Origin of the sequence: Parendozoicomonas callyspongiae (assembly GCF_023502345.1) — a bacterium.
GTDB lineage: Bacteria > Pseudomonadota > Gammaproteobacteria > Pseudomonadales > Endozoicomonadaceae > Sansalvadorimonas > Sansalvadorimonas callyspongiae.
Genome location: NZ_JAMFLX010000002.1, coordinates 151,934 through 166,892, shown reverse-complemented (window position 1 = coordinate 166,892; position 14,959 = coordinate 151,934). Strand labels below are relative to the sequence as shown.

Here is a 14,959-nt window from a genome sequence, read left to right as displayed (position 1 = left end):
GCGTGAATGTCTCGCTATCAGTCAGCGATAACTTTTTTGCCACGGTAGAAACCATCAGCAGTCACGTGGTGACGCAGGTGGGATTCACCGGAAGTCGCATCGATAGACGGCTTAACAGCAGTCAGAGCATCGTGGGAGCGACGCATGTCGCGCTTGGAGCGGGTTTTGCGGTTCTTTTGAACGGCCATGGATAAATCTCCTGAAAAAATTATTTGCCGGCTTTCAGGTCAGCCAGCACACTGAAAGGGTTAGGTCGCTTAACCTCAACCGTAGCTTCCGCTTCAGCAGAGTCTGAAGGTAAAGTGCTGTATGCCGCCTGGCCACTATGACAGCTTTCGTTCTCATGGTAAGCAACAATCGGCAGGTTCAGGAGAATCTCTTCTTCCAGGAACGGCTGCAGATCAACAGCTTCATCTTCCACAAGCAACGGGTCAAGATAACCCGGCAGGTTGCGAGCCTGGTCTTCATTCAACACCATCGCAACATTTACGCTGGCGGAAATCTGAACCTTGGCCACCTCGAGACAGCGCTGGCAAATCATGCCAAGCTCACCCTCAAGCTCACCCTGAATCAGCGGGCGCCGCTGTTCATCAACGCTGAATCGCAGTACGACTCGCACATTGTCCTGATCATCGGCAAGCACATCTCTCAGCCTTTCGCAGCTGGCTACCGGCAAAACACCTTCAATAACAGCGTCTTGCATGGCCAGCTTACGTGGGGAAATATGCTTTGGTAACTGTCCGGTATACATAAGCGCGCAATGATAGGGGGATGGCAAGCGGGTGTAAAGAGAGAAACAACACCAATTATGCGATTTCCTGCCTCGATTTTTCCCGTTAGACTGCAAGCGCTACCAATTTCCACGAGTATTACCGATAACATGAACCTTATCCTGGCATCAAGTTCCAGCTATCGCCGTCGTCTGTTAAGCCGTCTTGGGCTTAATTTTTCCTGTATCAGCCCGGATATTGATGAGTCTCCAAAGCCGGGAGAAAACCCTGAACAACTGGCCTCACGGCTCAGCATGGAGAAAGCCATGGCGATCCGTGAGCAGAAGGTAAATGGCCTGATTATCGCTTCTGACCAGGTTGCCGTACTCAATGGGGAAGTCCTTGGAAAAGCAGGGACACCAGAAAAAGCTTTCGAACAGCTGAAACGGGCCAGCGGCCAGATCGTCACCTTTCTTACCGCTTTCAGCATTTATACCCCTGGTGGGATTTTCCACACTGAAGTCGTGCCTTACAGGGTGACATTCCGGAATCTTGGTGATGATGAGATCAAACGCTATATAGCCATCGACCAGCCGCTGGACTGTGCCGGCAGTTTCAAATGGGAGCAGCTGGGAATCAGCCTGTTTGAGAAAATGGAGGGGGATGATCCGACAGCCCTGGAAGGGCTGCCGTTAATCAGGCTGTCAGCCCTGCTGCGGGAGCAGGGTCTGACAATTCCCTGATTGACAGAAGTCTTAGGCTAACGAACCGCAGGTCCTTCCAGCCCAAGGGATACACCAAGGGCCTGCGCCGCACTGGAACCCACCTTTTGCGCAAAACGATCAAAGAATCCGGGCTTCACAGTGAAATCAACAATGTCCTCGTGACCAATTACCTCACGGGCCACATAGCCAGGACTGCCCAGGCCATCAACCAGCCCAAGCTCCAGAGCCTGCTGTCCGGTCCAGATCAAACCGGTAAACAGATCAGGGTTATCCTTCAGGCGCCCTTCCCTGCCTTCCTTGACACTCTCAACAAACTGATCATGAATATTCTTCACAGTGGCACGCAGATGCTTGGCTGCCACTTTATCCTCGGGCTGGAACGGATCTGTCAAAGCCTTGTGGTCACCGGAGCCATAGAAGCGGCGGGTCACCCCCAGCTTTTCCATGGCACCTTCAAAACCAAAGGTCGCCATATAAGCACCAATCGAACCGACAACCGAGCCTCTGTTGGCATAGATATCATCAGCAGCTGCAGCAATATAATAAGCAGCTGATGCACCGACATCCGCGATCACGGCATAAACCTTAATCTCCGGGCGGGTTTCCTTTAGACGGTTCACTTCGTCGAAAATATAAGCAGCCTGAACCGGGCTGCCGCCGGGACTGTTAATACGCAGAATAACCCCACGCACTTTTTCATCGTCAAAGGCTTTACGCAGTCCGGTCACAATGGAGTCGGCATTGGCATCCTTATCCGCGGCAATCGCCCCTTTTACATCAATCAGCGCGGTATATTCAGCCGGTGTCTGTTTGCCGGTAACACCACCACCCACAGAGAACATAATCGAACCCACAAGAGCAAATAACCAGAGAAAAAACAGAAACCGAAAAAAGATACTCCAGCGCCTTGCACGCCTTTGTTCCTGGATCGTACTGAACAGCATCTTTTCAAGAAGCTTGCGATCTTCAGAGGCCATAACTCCTCCACCATCCTGGCTATCTGACATTTATTATTCCCCTTAAATCAAAAACGCCTTTCAGAAGCTGTCTGAAAAGTCATGTTGCTACTGCGGCAGCGGGAAATGGGGCTAAAAACCAGCTTTTGCTCGTTAAATAGAACCACTATTCGCCTTACAAAACCTGATTTTTATCCTCCATTTCCCACGGCCTCGCTACGCACAAACTTTTCAGACAGCTTCTCAATGAGTGAAGCATATACCCCACTCATTGACATGTACGGCTTCACATTGATTTAAGATTTTTTAGTACACCATTTAATTCGTCCGGTAATGGTGCTTCAAACTCTCTGTATTCACCATCCGGCATATGAAACCCTACCCGTGCAGCATGCAGGAAAAGCCTGCTTAAGCCAATGCTGCGGGTCAGTTCCTGCATATGTTCATAACCATATTTATCATCACCCAGAATAGGATGGCCGGAATGACGGGTGTGAACGCGTATCTGATGAGTACGGCCGGTTTTCAGATCAGCTTCAACCAGAGTCGCTTTCTCAAAACGCTGCAGTACTGTGAAATAGGTCAGGGCTGTTTTGCCATCAGCCTGAACCTTTACCACCCACTCACCGGATGGCAGTGTGCGCTTGAGCAAGGGAACAGAAACCTGGGTACGCCGGGATGACCAGCGACCATCAACCAGGGCATTGTAAACCTTGGTCATCTTATGTTCGCGAATCTGGGTATGCAGATGACGAAGCAGACTGCGCTTCTTGGCAACCAGAAGACAGCCGGAGGTATCACGGTCAATCCGGTGAACCAGTTCAAGGAAACGGTTATCAGGCCTTAGTTGCCTGAGGGCTTCAATCACCCCAAGATTGACACCACTGCCGCCATGTACCGCGATACCGCTGGGTTTGTTCAGCACTATCAGGGCATCATCTTCGTGAACTATACCCGCTTCCAACTGCCGGGCCAGCTCCATACCAGGTACAACCGGTGCCTTGGCTTCACTCATGCGGACAGGAGGCACCCGCACCACATCACCGCCCTGAAGCTTGGTTTCAGCCTTGGCACGGCCTTTATTCACCCGAACCTCGCCCTTGCGGATAATCCGGTAGATACGGGTTTTGGGAACACCCTTCAGAACCACGCGCAGAAAGTTATCCAGCCGCTGGCCAGCCTGATCTTCATCAATCGTTAAAAAGCGAACTCCAGCGCCGGCATTCACACCAGAGGCTGGAGTTTTTGATGCTTCATTCATTTTCATGGCATTTGTCATGCCGGGCAGTTTATCACGAAAAGAGACTGCTAATCAGACAGCTATTTATAAACTTCCCTGCCAGGACACCTGATATCCACCTCTAGAATCACTGTCTCCGATATACCCAAGCCCCTCACGGTAGGGTTTCCCCAGGTCGGGTTGTGGCTCCAGCCTGCCATCAAGGGTGTAGTTCTGCAGGTTTGTTAAGCCGAACGTCAGGCTGGAAACAATATGGTCCGACTTCTGGTCAAGCTTTGCAGTCATCTGCTGTCCTGAACAATCCAGGGAAAAGTTACTTGCACCAAGATCAAGCTCACCCCACACTGAATCCACGACAACATCACTGAGCCGACCAGAACCATCAAGTGATTCACAGCTTTTCCCTGCCAGCCGGAGTTCATTTATAGACAAACGCGCCTGACCATTAACAGCCATGGGAAGAGGAATATCCAGCCATGTCTGAAGCTGCTCAAGCGTCATACGACTGCTGAGGTTTAGCACTTCCAGGTAATCAGGCCCTGCTTCCAGATAGCCTTTCGCTGAAATATCCGTACGGGCATGCCCCAGCTGAACGTTGTATCCCGCAGACAGACTGACAGGAGAGAAACCAGAAAAATTCCACTGCAATCCGGGAAGCCGGCTTCCTTCCCAAAAGACCTTATCAGCAGATCCAAACCATAAGGTTCCCTCCAGACCCTCAAGAGTCAGCTCCTGCGGAACCAGGTTTTGCTCCAGAAGCTGCTGCCAGACTATTGAAGCTGGAACCTTAACAACCACAAATCCAGCCAGAGAGACGATAGCAACACTGCTCAGCAGTACAGCCTTCTTCATCGTTGATCTCCCATACGACTGATACGCAGCTGCTGCACTTCAACCACACCAGGTTTATCTGTGCGTAATACCTGAAGAGAGTCGACCGATAATCCCAGGGTCTCTAAAGCCCTGAACCAGGACATAAGTTTGATAAAGGGCGTTTTCTCAACCCTTACCAGCAGACTGTTATTCTGCTGATTGATTCCTTTCAGGGTGATTTTTTCAAGGGCTGCTGAGCGACTGATCAGGGTATCCAGCGGCTGGTCAGCTGCTCCTCCGGTCGAAGTCACCCCCGCATCCCGCAGGGCCAGAATTTCTCCGGCTATTGCTTCAACCTCTGCCAGCTGAGATTGACTGCTGGAGAGCTGGGCGCGGGCGTCATGCTCTGCCTCCATAACAGGGCGCATAACACCAAAAAACACCAGCCAGATAATCAGGGCAATACCACCGACAAAAACCAGCTGCCTCTCTCTCGAACTTAAACCATTCCAATACTGGGAAGCCTGTACTTTCAAATTATCCATCGAAACCGCCCCGCTTACTTTGGCTGGCCGGCAATAACCAGCACACCGGTTACGCTCTTGCCATTCTGCTCGACTGACTCAAGCCGGGCCTGTCCATATTCCGCTACCTGATCTCGCAACCTGGAGAAAGTGACAATGCTTTCCGACTCTGCAACTATCTTCAGCTGCTTGCGCGAGCGGTCATAATTAAATTCAACAGGTTTTATATCCGTGTGTTTCTGCATAACCGGCGCCAGCATAACCAGTTGATCCAGCAATCCCTGGTCAGGCTGCTGACTCTGTTTCATATTGGCAAGCTCACGCTCTAGCTGGGGAAGCAGGCGCACAACACGTTTGCCAGGGAACAATTGGTTATAAATCGCTACAGACTTCGCCTGGTATTCTTCAGTCTGCCGTTGGAGCTGGTGAGTTTTCCAGAGAGTACCTCCCAGCCAAAGGCAGGATATAGCCGCAACGAGTGCCATCGTAAGACGCCAGTTGCGCAACCCACCTGTCTTGCTAACTGTCTTTGGTTTCCAGTCTCCCTGCAGCAGGTTGGCTTTCTGGCGGCAGGCTTCAGCGAAAATCCCGGCTTCCGATTGCATCCAGTCCAACTGGACAGTTTCCAGCTCTTCTTCACTGTCTTCGGCCAGGGAATTCAGATAGAAGGAGAGCCAGTCATGCTCACAGACACCCGCTTTCCATTTATCATGGCGAACGATAATCTTCTCGTCATGTGGCATGACGACCACTACGCACTGACCTTCCTGCCAGGGCAATACCAAAGTTTCCGGCAGCCACTGCTGACTGACAATACCTGCATTAGCCAGCCACTCAGACCACTGCTGCATTCGTACCTGATCAACAACAGCCAGATGAAGCTGATCACCGGTGCGGCCCAGCATGGCAACATGCACACCATCGACATCACAGCCCAGATCTTCTTCCAGCCGATATGGCAGAGATTTGATCACCGCCTGATTGACCCTGCCGGATACGGTCAGTGTGGTCAGATTGACCAGTTCACCGGGCACCAAAACAACAACCCGGCAGTTAATGCACTTCTCTTGCAGACTGGCAAGATCCTGCAGCGCAAGGCTGCCGGATTCCAGGACATCCCTGCCATCCACATTGCGGGATAACTGCCAACTAACAGCATTCTGCTCACTGGCAGGAAGACGCAGCAGTAAAGTGGATTCCATCTAAACTTCTCCTGTCCGTCGCCGGATAACCGTCAGCTTATCCTTGCTGCCCCGGACCATCAGGCTGTTTATTCTGGTTTCAGTGTTTCCAACCTGGATACGGGATCGTACTTCAAAAAAACGACTATTGACTTTCAATGCTTGCTTTATGTCATCTGTTTTAATGGCTGCAACCTGGGACAGAGCAAGAAACTCATCAACATCACGCCAACCGTCCCTTGGTCGCTGCGCCAGAATATCTTTCGCCCTTACGGTATCAACCCTGTTCAGTAGAATGGCTGCCATAAGTTCAGGCTGATCTTCCGGAACTGTATTGATATTCAGCTGCAATTCACTTTCCGGAATGGTGCAAAGAAAAGGCAGGGCCTTAACAGCTCTCTCTGGCGTTACCCCTTTTACAGCCCGCCATTCACTTTTGTCCCGCATATCGGTATTACCTGCCAGATAAGCGACAGGCAACGCCAGGTATTCATCATCATCTGCACCGGAAGCCGCAACCGGAATGGTTTTGGGAAAAACCCAGTCCCTGGTGGCCTGGACTATCGACTCGGCGGTGTAGGAATCGACTTCAAGGTTTTCCAACAGAGCAGCCAGCACCTTAACGCCCAGCGGGGTTTCTTTCTTACCACTTTCCTTATCAACGGCATCATCATGCGCCAGGGCATTCAGGTTCAAGCACCCCTGCATATCAACCACATCACCAGATATCTGTCCTCTGTCTACCGAAAAAGTTTGGTTACCGGTAGCCCAGGTTTGTCCAAGATGAACACTCTCTTTTTCATCCTTGAAATCCTGATTAAGTACTTTGACGGCAAGCTGTTCAGAAGAAAGCGCATACTGCCAGCCCTGCTCACGACTCTGTAACCCCTGGGATACCCGCACCTGACGCTGCAGGCTCTCGGCAATACCAGATGCCAGCAACATCGCCAGCGTCAACGTCAGCAGAACACTCAGCAGAGCCAGGCCATGTTGATTTTTTTTACTCATCCGTTCCTCCCCACCGGGAAGGAATAACAAACCGACGTTCGATATCACCCTCTTTATCCAGAGTCAGAGCGACCGCCAAACCTTCGGGCCACGATTCTTCCTCCAGACGATCGAGCCAGCGCCCCTGACCGGGGTAATAGAAACGGAACTTCAAATTTGTTACGCCGGTCAACAACGGCATATACACGGGATCCGTACCCGCCGGCACATCAAGTACGCGATCATACCCGCGCTCCAGGGCTCCATCTTTCAGGCGATAATAAACCCGTTGTAGCTCCGAACGGGGAAGCCGATTTTCGGGGTTTAACCAGCCATCTCTGACAAAAATCAGCCCCTGGTCGTCTGAATCGAGAATTTCACCTGCAAACAGTGCCTGCTCAGAGACTTTGCTATCAACCCTGACACCTCGACTGACCATCTGTCTCAAGTCCTGTTTGATCATCAGAAATGCTGTGTCGAGTTCATCAAGTCTTTTTTGATGATCTCCCTGCACATCCCGTGCATAAGAGACAGAGCTGAGAATCTGCCAGGCCGCCAGACTGACCAGAGTAAAGATAACCAGGGCCAGAAGCATCTCCAGCAAGGTAAAACCCCTGCTTTTTCGTACCTGAACATTCATCCTATTCATGGAGGGCCTCAGGACTTCAGCAGATGCGATTGAAGGCTGGCCAGTGCAGGTTTGGTGTCATCTTTGATGGTGCGCACCTCAACCTCAATAGCCCGCAGATCATCTGATACAGTTTCCACACTGCGACTGCGAACATACCAGGTCTTGTTACCCAGCTTGACCCGCTCTTCCTTCCATAACCGGGGCGGCCATTTCTTTGTGAGCTGGATATCAGTCATGGCATTTTCAGCAACCCAGAATGCCGGGCGTTTATCCGCCAGATATTGACTGTTGCCCAGTGTTTCCCGCAGCATTCCCATAACCGCCATACCCGCAATAGCAAGAACAGCCATGGCGACCATCACTTCCAACAGGGTAAAGCCAGACTGATGACGTTTATACATCACCCTCCTCCCTGAGACTGATCTGACCCATCTCACTCAACTCAATATCACGGCAGACCAGCGACTTCTGTTTCAGACAGAGTCGCAGCTGCACCGGAGAAACTTCACCACTGCTCCAGAAGTAAATATCCGGAGTCGGTTTCTGCTCAATATCAAACAAGTCAGTATTCAACAGACCTGAATCCTGCTCATTCTCAATGGCCTGCTGCCAGAAAGAGTCGCCAGGCGTTAAGGTAAGGGTGATATCTTCTGGCAGGCTGAATTTTCCCAGCAATCGATCACGCTCCAAGGGATGCCATTTCTGCTTTTTCAGAAACAGGAACTGGACCACCGACGTCTTTTTGCTTTTATCTGCAGCCACACCCAGACCGAGCGATCGCCCATCCATAACCGCCTGTTGTCGGGCAATCCGGCACAGCTCAACAATTCGCCGGGATTCTTTCTGCAGTTGCTGAACACCACTACCTTTAGGTAGTACAGGTGCGATCAGGGTTGCCGCAAGACCAATCAGAACAATAACCAGCAGCACTTCAAGCAGAGTAAATGCCTGAATACGGTTTTGCCTGACCAGCCTGCTTCTGCCTTTCACCTGAATCAAATATCCCAGTTACCAATATCCTGGTCAGTTCCAGGCTGACCATCCGGACCGGCGGAGAACACATCAACCGCACCGTACTCACCGGGAACCTGCATATGGTAAGGATTGCCCCAAGGGTCATTCGGCAGGCGCTTGATATAGCCATTTTCGCGCCAGGACTTAGGCTCAGGGAAGCCAGAAGGTTTTTTCACCAGAGCTTCCAGGCCCTGTTCAGTAGATGGGTAGAAATTATTATCCAGGTTGTACATATCAAGGGCATTTTCCAAAGCCACGATATCACTCACAGCTTTCTGTTTATTAGCCTTGTCTTTATTCCCCAAAACATTGGGGGCGACCATAGTGACTAGCAACCCCAAAATCACAAGCACAACCATTATTTCCAGCAAAGTGAAACCCTGCTGCTTTTTTAGCTTTTTGACATTTTTGACTTTAAAAGACATATCATTCAACTTCGCTTCAAATTACTAGACTACATATCCAACAAACTGCTCATGTCCGTCATAGGCGTCAGAATGGCCATAACAATAAACAGCACCATTCCCGCCATAATCACAATCATCAGCGGTCCGAAAATCCCCAGGGCAATATTGACCTGGTCTTCAAACAGCTGATCCTGAGCCGAAGCTGCCCGCTCCAGCATATTGTCCAGCTCACCGGAGCGTTCACCGCTGGCGATAATATGCAGCATCATTGGTGGAAACAGACCAGTGGCATCCAGTGATGTCCATAGAGAACTGCCCTCGCGAACCCGATCGGACGCTTCTCTCAGCTTTTCCCGGATATAACTGTTCCCCAGCACTTCGGTAGAAATCGCCATTGATTCCACCAGAGGAACGCCACTACTGGTCAAAATGCTTAGGGTACGGGCAAAACGGGCTGTTTCCACTCCGGAAATCACCTTACCGGCCACCGGCAGTTTCAGTAATAACCGGTCATTCTGGAGTCGTCGTTTAGGGAAACGCATCAAACGCTGGCGAATAACGATCAGACCGAGAATTGTTGCCAGAACAACCAAACCATAAGCCCGGAGAAAATCACTGGCGGCAATCAGAGCCAGGGTGATATTGGGCAGATCACGACCAGCATACTGGAACTGTTCAATCACCGTTGGAACAACTGTGGTCAACAGTGCGGTCACAACACCGACAGCAACCAGAGTCAGTATCACTGGGTAAATAAGCGCTTGAATCAGCTTGCTGCGAATTTTCTGTCGCTGCTCGGTGTAGTCAGCCAAGCGCTCAAGGATAACGTCCAGATGACCGGATTTTTCACCTGCCGCCACCATGGCACGATACAGACCATCGAAAACTGATGGATAACAGGCCATGGCATCAGCGAGTGTGCGCCCTTCAAGCACTCTTGCTCGAACGGTACTGACTATCATCCGCAGGTGGGATTTACCCACCTGTTTCGACAATGCCTGCAGAGCTTCTTCAATAGGAATTGCAGCAGCCACAAGCGTGGCCAGCTGGCGGGTCATCATTGACACTTCTGCAGAACTGGCCCGCCGGGTCAGAAACTGAATTTTGCGTTCAGTTTTCTGTCGTTTCACCTCGGCAGGAGCCACCTCAACAGGTGACAACCCCTCAGAGCGAAGCTTCTGTCGCAGAACCCGGGGAGAATCCGCTTCCTGGATTCCCTTCTTCATCCTGCCCCGGGTATCCAGAGCGGAATAGGCATAGAGAGTCATCTAGCGATCCCTCGTAACCCGGAGCACTTCTGACAGTGTGGTGATTCCTTTCAGAACCTTGTCAAAACCATCCTGCTGGATCGGTTGCCACTGCTGTCTGACAGTTCGTTCCAGAGCTGGCTCACCCTTGCCATCATGAATCATCTGGCGGAGGTCATCATTTACCAGGAACAACTCATAAATACCGGTACGACCGCGATATCCGGTGTGCCGACACTCACTGCACCCATCAGCCTTCCAGATTGTGCGGTTATCACCTTCCGGAATATTGAGCATCTGTCGTTCAGCATCTGTCGGGGCAACAGGCGTTTTGCAGTCAGGACAAAGCGTGCGCACCAGCCGCTGTGCAAGAACACCCAGCAGGCTGGAAGACAGCAGAAACGGTTCGATTCCCATATCCCGCAAACGGGTTATGGCACCGACGGCTGTATTTGTATGGAGTGTGCTTAATACCAGGTGGCCGGTCAGGGAAGCCTGCACAGCAATTTCTGCTGTTTCCAGGTCACGGATTTCACCGATCATTACCACATCAGGGTCCTGACGCAGAATGGCGCGCAGGCCGCGGGCAAAGGTCATATCAACCTTGGTATTGACCTGGGTCTGACCAATACCTTCCAGATCATATTCCACCGGATCTTCCACGGTCATAATATTGCGACCGGGGGTATTGATCTCACTGATGCCTGAATAAAGAGTTGTACTCTTACCTGAACCGGTAGGACCAGTTACCAGCAAAATACCGTGGGGCTTATGAAGCTGTTCCCGAAAACCCTCGCAGACTTTGGCAGACATACCCAGCGTGCCAAGATCAAAACGAATACTGCTGCGATCGAGAAGACGCAAAACAATTCGCTCACCATGACGGGTCGGCATGGTAGAAACACGAACATCAATGGCCCGTCCACCGAGCTTGAGGGAAATCCGGCCATCCTGGGGAATACGCTTTTCAGCAATATCCAGCTTGGCCATAACCTTGATACGGGAAACCAGCAAAGCTGCCAGCTTGCGCTGGGGCCGCAGGATTTCCCGCAGCACGCCATCAATCCGGAAGCGAATCACCAGTTGGTTTTCAAAGGTCTCGATATGAATATCAGATGCGCCATCCCGGATTGATTCACTGAGCATGGCATTGATCATCCGGATAATGGGGGCACCATCATCCGCTTCCAGCAGATCCTCACTGTCGGGCAGCTCATCAGCCAGAGCCTGCAGTTCTTCATCGCTGCCAATATCATTCATCAACTGGCGAGCAGCCGATGAATCCTGCTGATAAACCTGTCCCAGATGTCTGGCAAACTCTTCTTCGCTGAGCTGCTGCAGCTTGAAAGGAACACCCAGCACCCTGCGAACTTCCATCAGGGTTCGGTGGTGAATTTTTCCTTCATAACTCAGGACCGGGCCTGACTCACCGGCCTCGACCACCACCTTGAAGCGGTTAGCAAATGAAAATGGCAGCATTGTCGTATGATGGCTGCTCATTAGCGGTCATCCTGACGAGGGCCAGACTGCAAAGGATTTCTGGCCGCCTTCCTATCATCCGCCTGCTTCTGCATCTCCATTTCCTGCTGCAGGTTCAGCAACAATTGCCCTGCCTGAGTCAACCGGGGTAGAACGGGGATATTTTCCTGTGGCATCAGCGCAATACCTGCATCATTCTGAGCCAACTGTTCAGCACGGATCAGGCTATATTTGCCAGCGCTCACGCTTTGCAGCATGGAGTCATCACGCAGAATCGTGGGACGAATAAAAATCATCAGGTTACGTTTAACTTTCTTGCTGGCAGTGGAACGGAACAGCTGCCCCACCCAGGGAATATCACCAAGAAGCGGCACCTTGGAGACACTTTCCTGAACATCGTCGTCAATCAGACCGCCAATGACAACAGTGTCACCACTGCGCACCATGACTGAGGTTTTTACCTGCCGGGTAGAAAAGGTCACATCAACGGGCGTGCGGCCATTCACTTTGGAGACTTCCTGTTCAATATCCAAACGAACAGCGTCGCCTTCATTGACCTGGGGAGTCACCTGTAACTTAACACCTACCTGCTTACGCTCAACAGTTTGATAGGGATTATCGTTATTGCTGCCGGAGGTAGAACCAGTGATCGTTGGAACTTCATCACCAACAATAAAGAACGCGGGCTGGTTATCCAGAGTCATCAGGCTTGGGGTTGACAGGACATTGGATTTGCTGGATGTAGAAACAGCCTGTAACAATGCAGCCCAGTTTCCTGAAGTGACAGTGAATGCTGCCCCTGAGAGCTTACTGAGAGCTTTTGCCAAAGTCGAGTAATCACCTTCGGAATCTGGTGTTTTGTTCGTGATAACAGTTCCATCACTCTTCGTAGTCGTCGTTGTCGTTCCCTTCGTTCCTCTTGCATCTGCAACTCCGGCAATGATTTCGCCAATAGGAACAGTAGAGCCATCCTGAAACTGAATAATTGAACCACTCTTACTGGCAAGCTGTAGAGAAAGGTTGATGCCATCCCCTTCAGCCACCTCGGCAATAATTGCTTCAACCATGACCTGGGCACGGCGAATATCCAGCTCTTCAATCAACCCTTCCAAGGTGCTCATCAAATCCGGCTGTGCGGTTATAACCAAAGCATTATTCTGCTCATGCACCTCAATGCTGACTTGCTCAGGTCCACCTTTTTTCGCAGCAGCGGGGGTTTTAAAGAAAGTGGCAGCAGCGCCTTCCAGTACCGGCTCAAGATCTTTTGCCCTGGCATAGCGCAGATAGAATACGCGACTGTTGCCAGCTCCGACTGCCCTTTCAGAATCCAGCTGCAGCGCCAGCTTCTTCATTCGAGTCAGAATTTCGGGATTGCCGGCAATAATAAGCTGGTTGCCCTGTTCATTGGCAACAACGGTTGCCGTGGCATTGCTCTTGCCCAGATAAATCGAGGTCAGGATACGGGTCATTTCGGCGGCAGATGTGTACTGCAGGGAAATTACCTCAACATCCTTTGCCCCAACACTGTCAATCCGTTCCACAATACTGACCAGTCGTTCAACATTGGCAGCACGGCCGGTAATAATCAGAATATTGGATGGGTTGAAGTTAACAACATTGCCGAAAGTGGCATTCATCTGCCGTAAAATGGGCGAGAGTTCCCGAACCGGCACATTATTAACGGGCAGCACCCAGGTCACCAACCGGTCTGCGGGGTTACCGGTATCACTGACAACCGGCAGTGCTGCGGTTTTGCCATCTTTGCTGCGAACAACCTTCAAAGTGCCATCAGCCTGCTCCAGGACAGAGAAGCCATGTACATCCAGCACACTGAGAAACAGCTCGTAATACTGCTCTTTGTTCAGTTCTTTATAAGAACGAACACTGATCTTTCCCTTCACGGTCGGACTGATGATAATTGTGCGATTCAGTGCCGCACTCACCGTATTAATAAATTCGCCAATATCAGCATTATTAAAACTGGCTGCGAAACCAGCGGCCTGCACAGGGAAAGAAATTGTGCAGATCATACAGACAAGAAGCAGGATTTTTTTCATAGGGACAATTCGACCTGGTGTAACATACCCTCACGTTCAACCGTGAGGTCGATCCGTTCGAATGCATCGAGATTTTCAAGAAATGCCATGGCGGCAGCAGGATCAGTCAGATCTGAACCGTTGATCTCAACGACAAGATCATTCGGTTTTAAACCAGCCTGAACAAAAAGCTTTGACTGTTTTCCTGGATTTATTCTGTAGCCTTTCAGCTCACCTTTTACCCTGACAGGAGAGATATTTACCAATTCGGTTAATTTCTGTGGATTGGCAATGATATCCATTGCGCTGATTTGCTCCATCGGCTCCTTGTTTTCGACCCGGGGGGCAACTTCGAACAGGGTTGAGGTTTTCTGATCCGGGTAGAGCATCAGCGCCTGTTTTTTGCCTTTTTCTTCAACAATGACCCTGTCGGGATAAATGGAAACAATTTTGGCGCGAATTCCATCTACCGTATCACCAATGCGATAACTGCGCTGACGCCCTCTTGTTTCGATAATTGCAAGTGCAGTTTCAGAATCGGGAAAAGCCAGCAGGCCTGTTACTTTGGCTGGCAACCGTGAACGGGGAATAGACGTAACTTTCGCAGGTACCGGTTTCTGTACCTGAACCTGCTCTTTACCAAATAGTTCAAACGAATCAAGGGATGCAAAGCGATCTTTATCAATATCGTTTGAAGAGAATTCTTGCGTTTGAAGAGATATGTTCGCACTAGCAGGAGCCCTGTTGTTACTGTCCCATATCTGCCAGAACATTCCGGCCAGCTGATACATAAGTACAACAACAAGCAGCACTTCCAAAAGCAGAATAAACCGCTTTTGATTTTTGAAAAAAGGCTTAGCTAAACGCTGGCCAACATCCTGAAAATTCAATCCACTCACGTCAATTCCTGACCTGGTCATAGCAGCGGGGTTGTCCCTTCGAGCCGTGCCCATCCAACCACAAACTTCTAATGACAACAATCATTTACAGCAACAATACTTTTGTTTAT

At 50.6% G+C, this 14,959-nt stretch carries 17 protein-coding genes; 1 reads left to right on the top strand and 16 read right to left on the bottom strand.

The window, feature by feature from the left end:
- Positions 1–17: 17 nt before the first annotated feature.
- Together rpmF and M3P05_RS02155 are read right to left on the bottom strand one after the other, a co-directional pair.
- Positions 18–188, bottom strand: a complete 171-nt coding sequence (gene rpmF, locus M3P05_RS02160) for a 50S ribosomal protein L32 (RefSeq protein ID WP_249697585.1) — start codon at positions 186–188, stop codon at positions 18–20.
- A gap of 20 nt (positions 189–208) precedes the next feature.
- A complete protein-coding gene (locus tag M3P05_RS02155; protein WP_249697584.1) occupies positions 209–751 on the bottom strand; it encodes a YceD family protein in 543 nt (180 codons plus the stop codon).
- 129 nt (positions 752–880) lie between these two features.
- Between M3P05_RS02155 and M3P05_RS02150 the strand changes: the two genes are divergently transcribed.
- Positions 881–1,453: a Maf family protein gene (locus M3P05_RS02150; RefSeq protein ID WP_249697583.1), complete on the top strand. Its 573-nt coding sequence runs from the start codon at positions 881–883 to the stop codon at positions 1,451–1,453.
- A gap of 17 nt (positions 1,454–1,470) precedes the next feature.
- On the opposite strand, the gene M3P05_RS02145 is transcribed toward M3P05_RS02150, so the two are convergent.
- From M3P05_RS02145 to gspC, 14 genes are all read right to left on the bottom strand, one after another.
- Positions 1,471–2,442 carry a S49 family peptidase gene (locus M3P05_RS02145; protein ID WP_249697582.1) on the bottom strand — a complete coding sequence of 324 codons (972 nt, stop codon included), beginning with the start codon at positions 2,440–2,442 and terminating at the stop codon, positions 1,471–1,473.
- 235 nt (positions 2,443–2,677) lie between these two features.
- Entirely contained in the window at positions 2,678–3,658 is a 981-nt protein-coding gene (rluC, locus tag M3P05_RS02140) for a 23S rRNA pseudouridine(955/2504/2580) synthase RluC (RefSeq protein WP_332841991.1), read from the bottom strand.
- Positions 3,659–3,715: 57 nt separating this feature from the next.
- Positions 3,716–4,483, bottom strand: coding sequence for a type II secretion system protein N (locus M3P05_RS02135; protein WP_249697581.1), 768 nt, complete (start codon positions 4,481–4,483; stop codon positions 3,716–3,718).
- Positions 4,480–4,989, bottom strand: coding sequence for a type II secretion system protein GspM (gene gspM, locus M3P05_RS02130; protein WP_249697580.1), 510 nt, complete (start codon positions 4,987–4,989; stop codon positions 4,480–4,482). The genes M3P05_RS02135 and gspM overlap by 4 nt, the downstream gene beginning before the upstream one ends.
- A 14-nt stretch (positions 4,990–5,003) precedes the next feature.
- Positions 5,004–6,170, bottom strand: coding sequence for a type II secretion system protein GspL (gene gspL / locus M3P05_RS02125; RefSeq protein WP_249697579.1), 1,167 nt, complete (start codon positions 6,168–6,170; stop codon positions 5,004–5,006).
- The gene (gene gspK, locus M3P05_RS02120) at positions 6,171–7,157 is read right to left on the bottom strand and encodes a type II secretion system minor pseudopilin GspK (RefSeq protein ID WP_249697578.1); all 987 of its coding nucleotides are present in this window, start codon (positions 7,155–7,157) and stop codon (positions 6,171–6,173) included. It lies immediately after the preceding gene.
- Positions 7,150–7,785 (bottom strand): type II secretion system minor pseudopilin GspJ, encoded by a 636-nt coding sequence (gspJ, locus tag M3P05_RS02115; protein WP_249697577.1) that lies wholly within the window; start codon positions 7,783–7,785, stop codon positions 7,150–7,152. The genes gspK and gspJ overlap by 8 nt, the downstream gene beginning before the upstream one ends.
- An 8-nt stretch (positions 7,786–7,793) precedes the next feature.
- On the bottom strand, positions 7,794–8,168 hold the full coding sequence (gene gspI, locus M3P05_RS02110; protein WP_249697576.1) for a type II secretion system minor pseudopilin GspI: 375 nt from the start codon (positions 8,166–8,168) through the stop codon (positions 7,794–7,796).
- Positions 8,161–8,757 (bottom strand): type II secretion system minor pseudopilin GspH, encoded by a 597-nt coding sequence (gene gspH, locus M3P05_RS02105; RefSeq protein WP_249697575.1) that lies wholly within the window; start codon positions 8,755–8,757, stop codon positions 8,161–8,163. Before gspH ends, gspI begins: the two co-directional genes overlap by 8 nt.
- Positions 8,758–8,762: 5 nt before the next feature.
- On the bottom strand, positions 8,763–9,206 hold the full coding sequence (gene gspG / locus M3P05_RS02100; protein ID WP_249697574.1) for a type II secretion system major pseudopilin GspG: 444 nt from the start codon (positions 9,204–9,206) through the stop codon (positions 8,763–8,765).
- Positions 9,207–9,235: 29 nt separating this feature from the next.
- Complete coding sequence (gene gspF / locus M3P05_RS02095; RefSeq protein ID WP_249697573.1) at positions 9,236–10,456, bottom strand: type II secretion system inner membrane protein GspF; 1,221 nt, start codon at positions 10,454–10,456, stop codon at positions 9,236–9,238.
- On the bottom strand, positions 10,457–11,935 hold the full coding sequence (gene gspE, locus M3P05_RS02090) for a type II secretion system ATPase GspE (protein WP_249697572.1): 1,479 nt from the start codon (positions 11,933–11,935) through the stop codon (positions 10,457–10,459). It abuts the gene before it with no gap.
- A complete protein-coding gene (gene gspD / locus M3P05_RS02085; RefSeq protein ID WP_249697571.1) occupies positions 11,935–13,971 on the bottom strand; it encodes a type II secretion system secretin GspD in 2,037 nt (678 codons plus the stop codon). The genes gspE and gspD overlap by 1 nt, the downstream gene beginning before the upstream one ends.
- On the bottom strand, positions 13,968–14,849 hold the full coding sequence (gene gspC, locus M3P05_RS02080) for a type II secretion system protein GspC (protein ID WP_249697570.1): 882 nt from the start codon (positions 14,847–14,849) through the stop codon (positions 13,968–13,970). The genes gspD and gspC overlap by 4 nt, the downstream gene beginning before the upstream one ends.
- Positions 14,850–14,959 lie beyond the last annotated feature (110 nt).

What these genes read in the sequence shown, in the direction of transcription:
- gspM (WP_249697580.1), bottom strand. Translation starts at nt 4,989, where the DNA reads ATGGATAATTTGAAAGTACAGGCTTCCCAGTATTGGAATGGTTTAAGT.
- rluC (WP_332841991.1), bottom strand. Translation starts at nt 3,658, where the DNA reads ATGAAAATGAATGAAGCATCAAAAACTCCAGCCTCTGGTGTGAATGCC.
- M3P05_RS02135 (WP_249697581.1), bottom strand. Translation starts at nt 4,483, where the DNA reads ATGAAGAAGGCTGTACTGCTGAGCAGTGTTGCTATCGTCTCTCTGGCT.
- M3P05_RS02145 (WP_249697582.1), bottom strand. Translation starts at nt 2,442, where the DNA reads ATGTCAGATAGCCAGGATGGTGGAGGAGTTATGGCCTCTGAAGATCGC.
- gspJ (WP_249697577.1), bottom strand. Translation starts at nt 7,785, where the DNA reads ATGAATAGGATGAATGTTCAGGTACGAAAAAGCAGGGGTTTTACCTTG.
- gspI (WP_249697576.1), bottom strand. Translation starts at nt 8,168, where the DNA reads ATGTATAAACGTCATCAGTCTGGCTTTACCCTGTTGGAAGTGATGGTC.
- gspE (WP_249697572.1), bottom strand. Translation starts at nt 11,935, where the DNA reads ATGAGCAGCCATCATACGACAATGCTGCCATTTTCATTTGCTAACCGC.
- gspK (WP_249697578.1), bottom strand. Translation starts at nt 7,157, where the DNA reads ATGAGTAAAAAAAATCAACATGGCCTGGCTCTGCTGAGTGTTCTGCTG.
- gspD (WP_249697571.1), bottom strand. Translation starts at nt 13,971, where the DNA reads ATGAAAAAAATCCTGCTTCTTGTCTGTATGATCTGCACAATTTCTTTC.
- M3P05_RS02155 (WP_249697584.1), bottom strand. Translation starts at nt 751, where the DNA reads ATGTATACCGGACAGTTACCAAAGCATATTTCCCCACGTAAGCTGGCC.
- gspF (WP_249697573.1), bottom strand. Translation starts at nt 10,456, where the DNA reads ATGACTCTCTATGCCTATTCCGCTCTGGATACCCGGGGCAGGATGAAG.
- rpmF (WP_249697585.1), bottom strand. Translation starts at nt 188, where the DNA reads ATGGCCGTTCAAAAGAACCGCAAAACCCGCTCCAAGCGCGACATGCGT.
- gspG (WP_249697574.1), bottom strand. Translation starts at nt 9,206, where the DNA reads ATGTCTTTTAAAGTCAAAAATGTCAAAAAGCTAAAAAAGCAGCAGGGT.
- gspL (WP_249697579.1), bottom strand. Translation starts at nt 6,170, where the DNA reads ATGGAATCCACTTTACTGCTGCGTCTTCCTGCCAGTGAGCAGAATGCT.
- M3P05_RS02150 (WP_249697583.1), top strand. Translation starts at nt 881, where the DNA reads ATGAACCTTATCCTGGCATCAAGTTCCAGCTATCGCCGTCGTCTGTTA.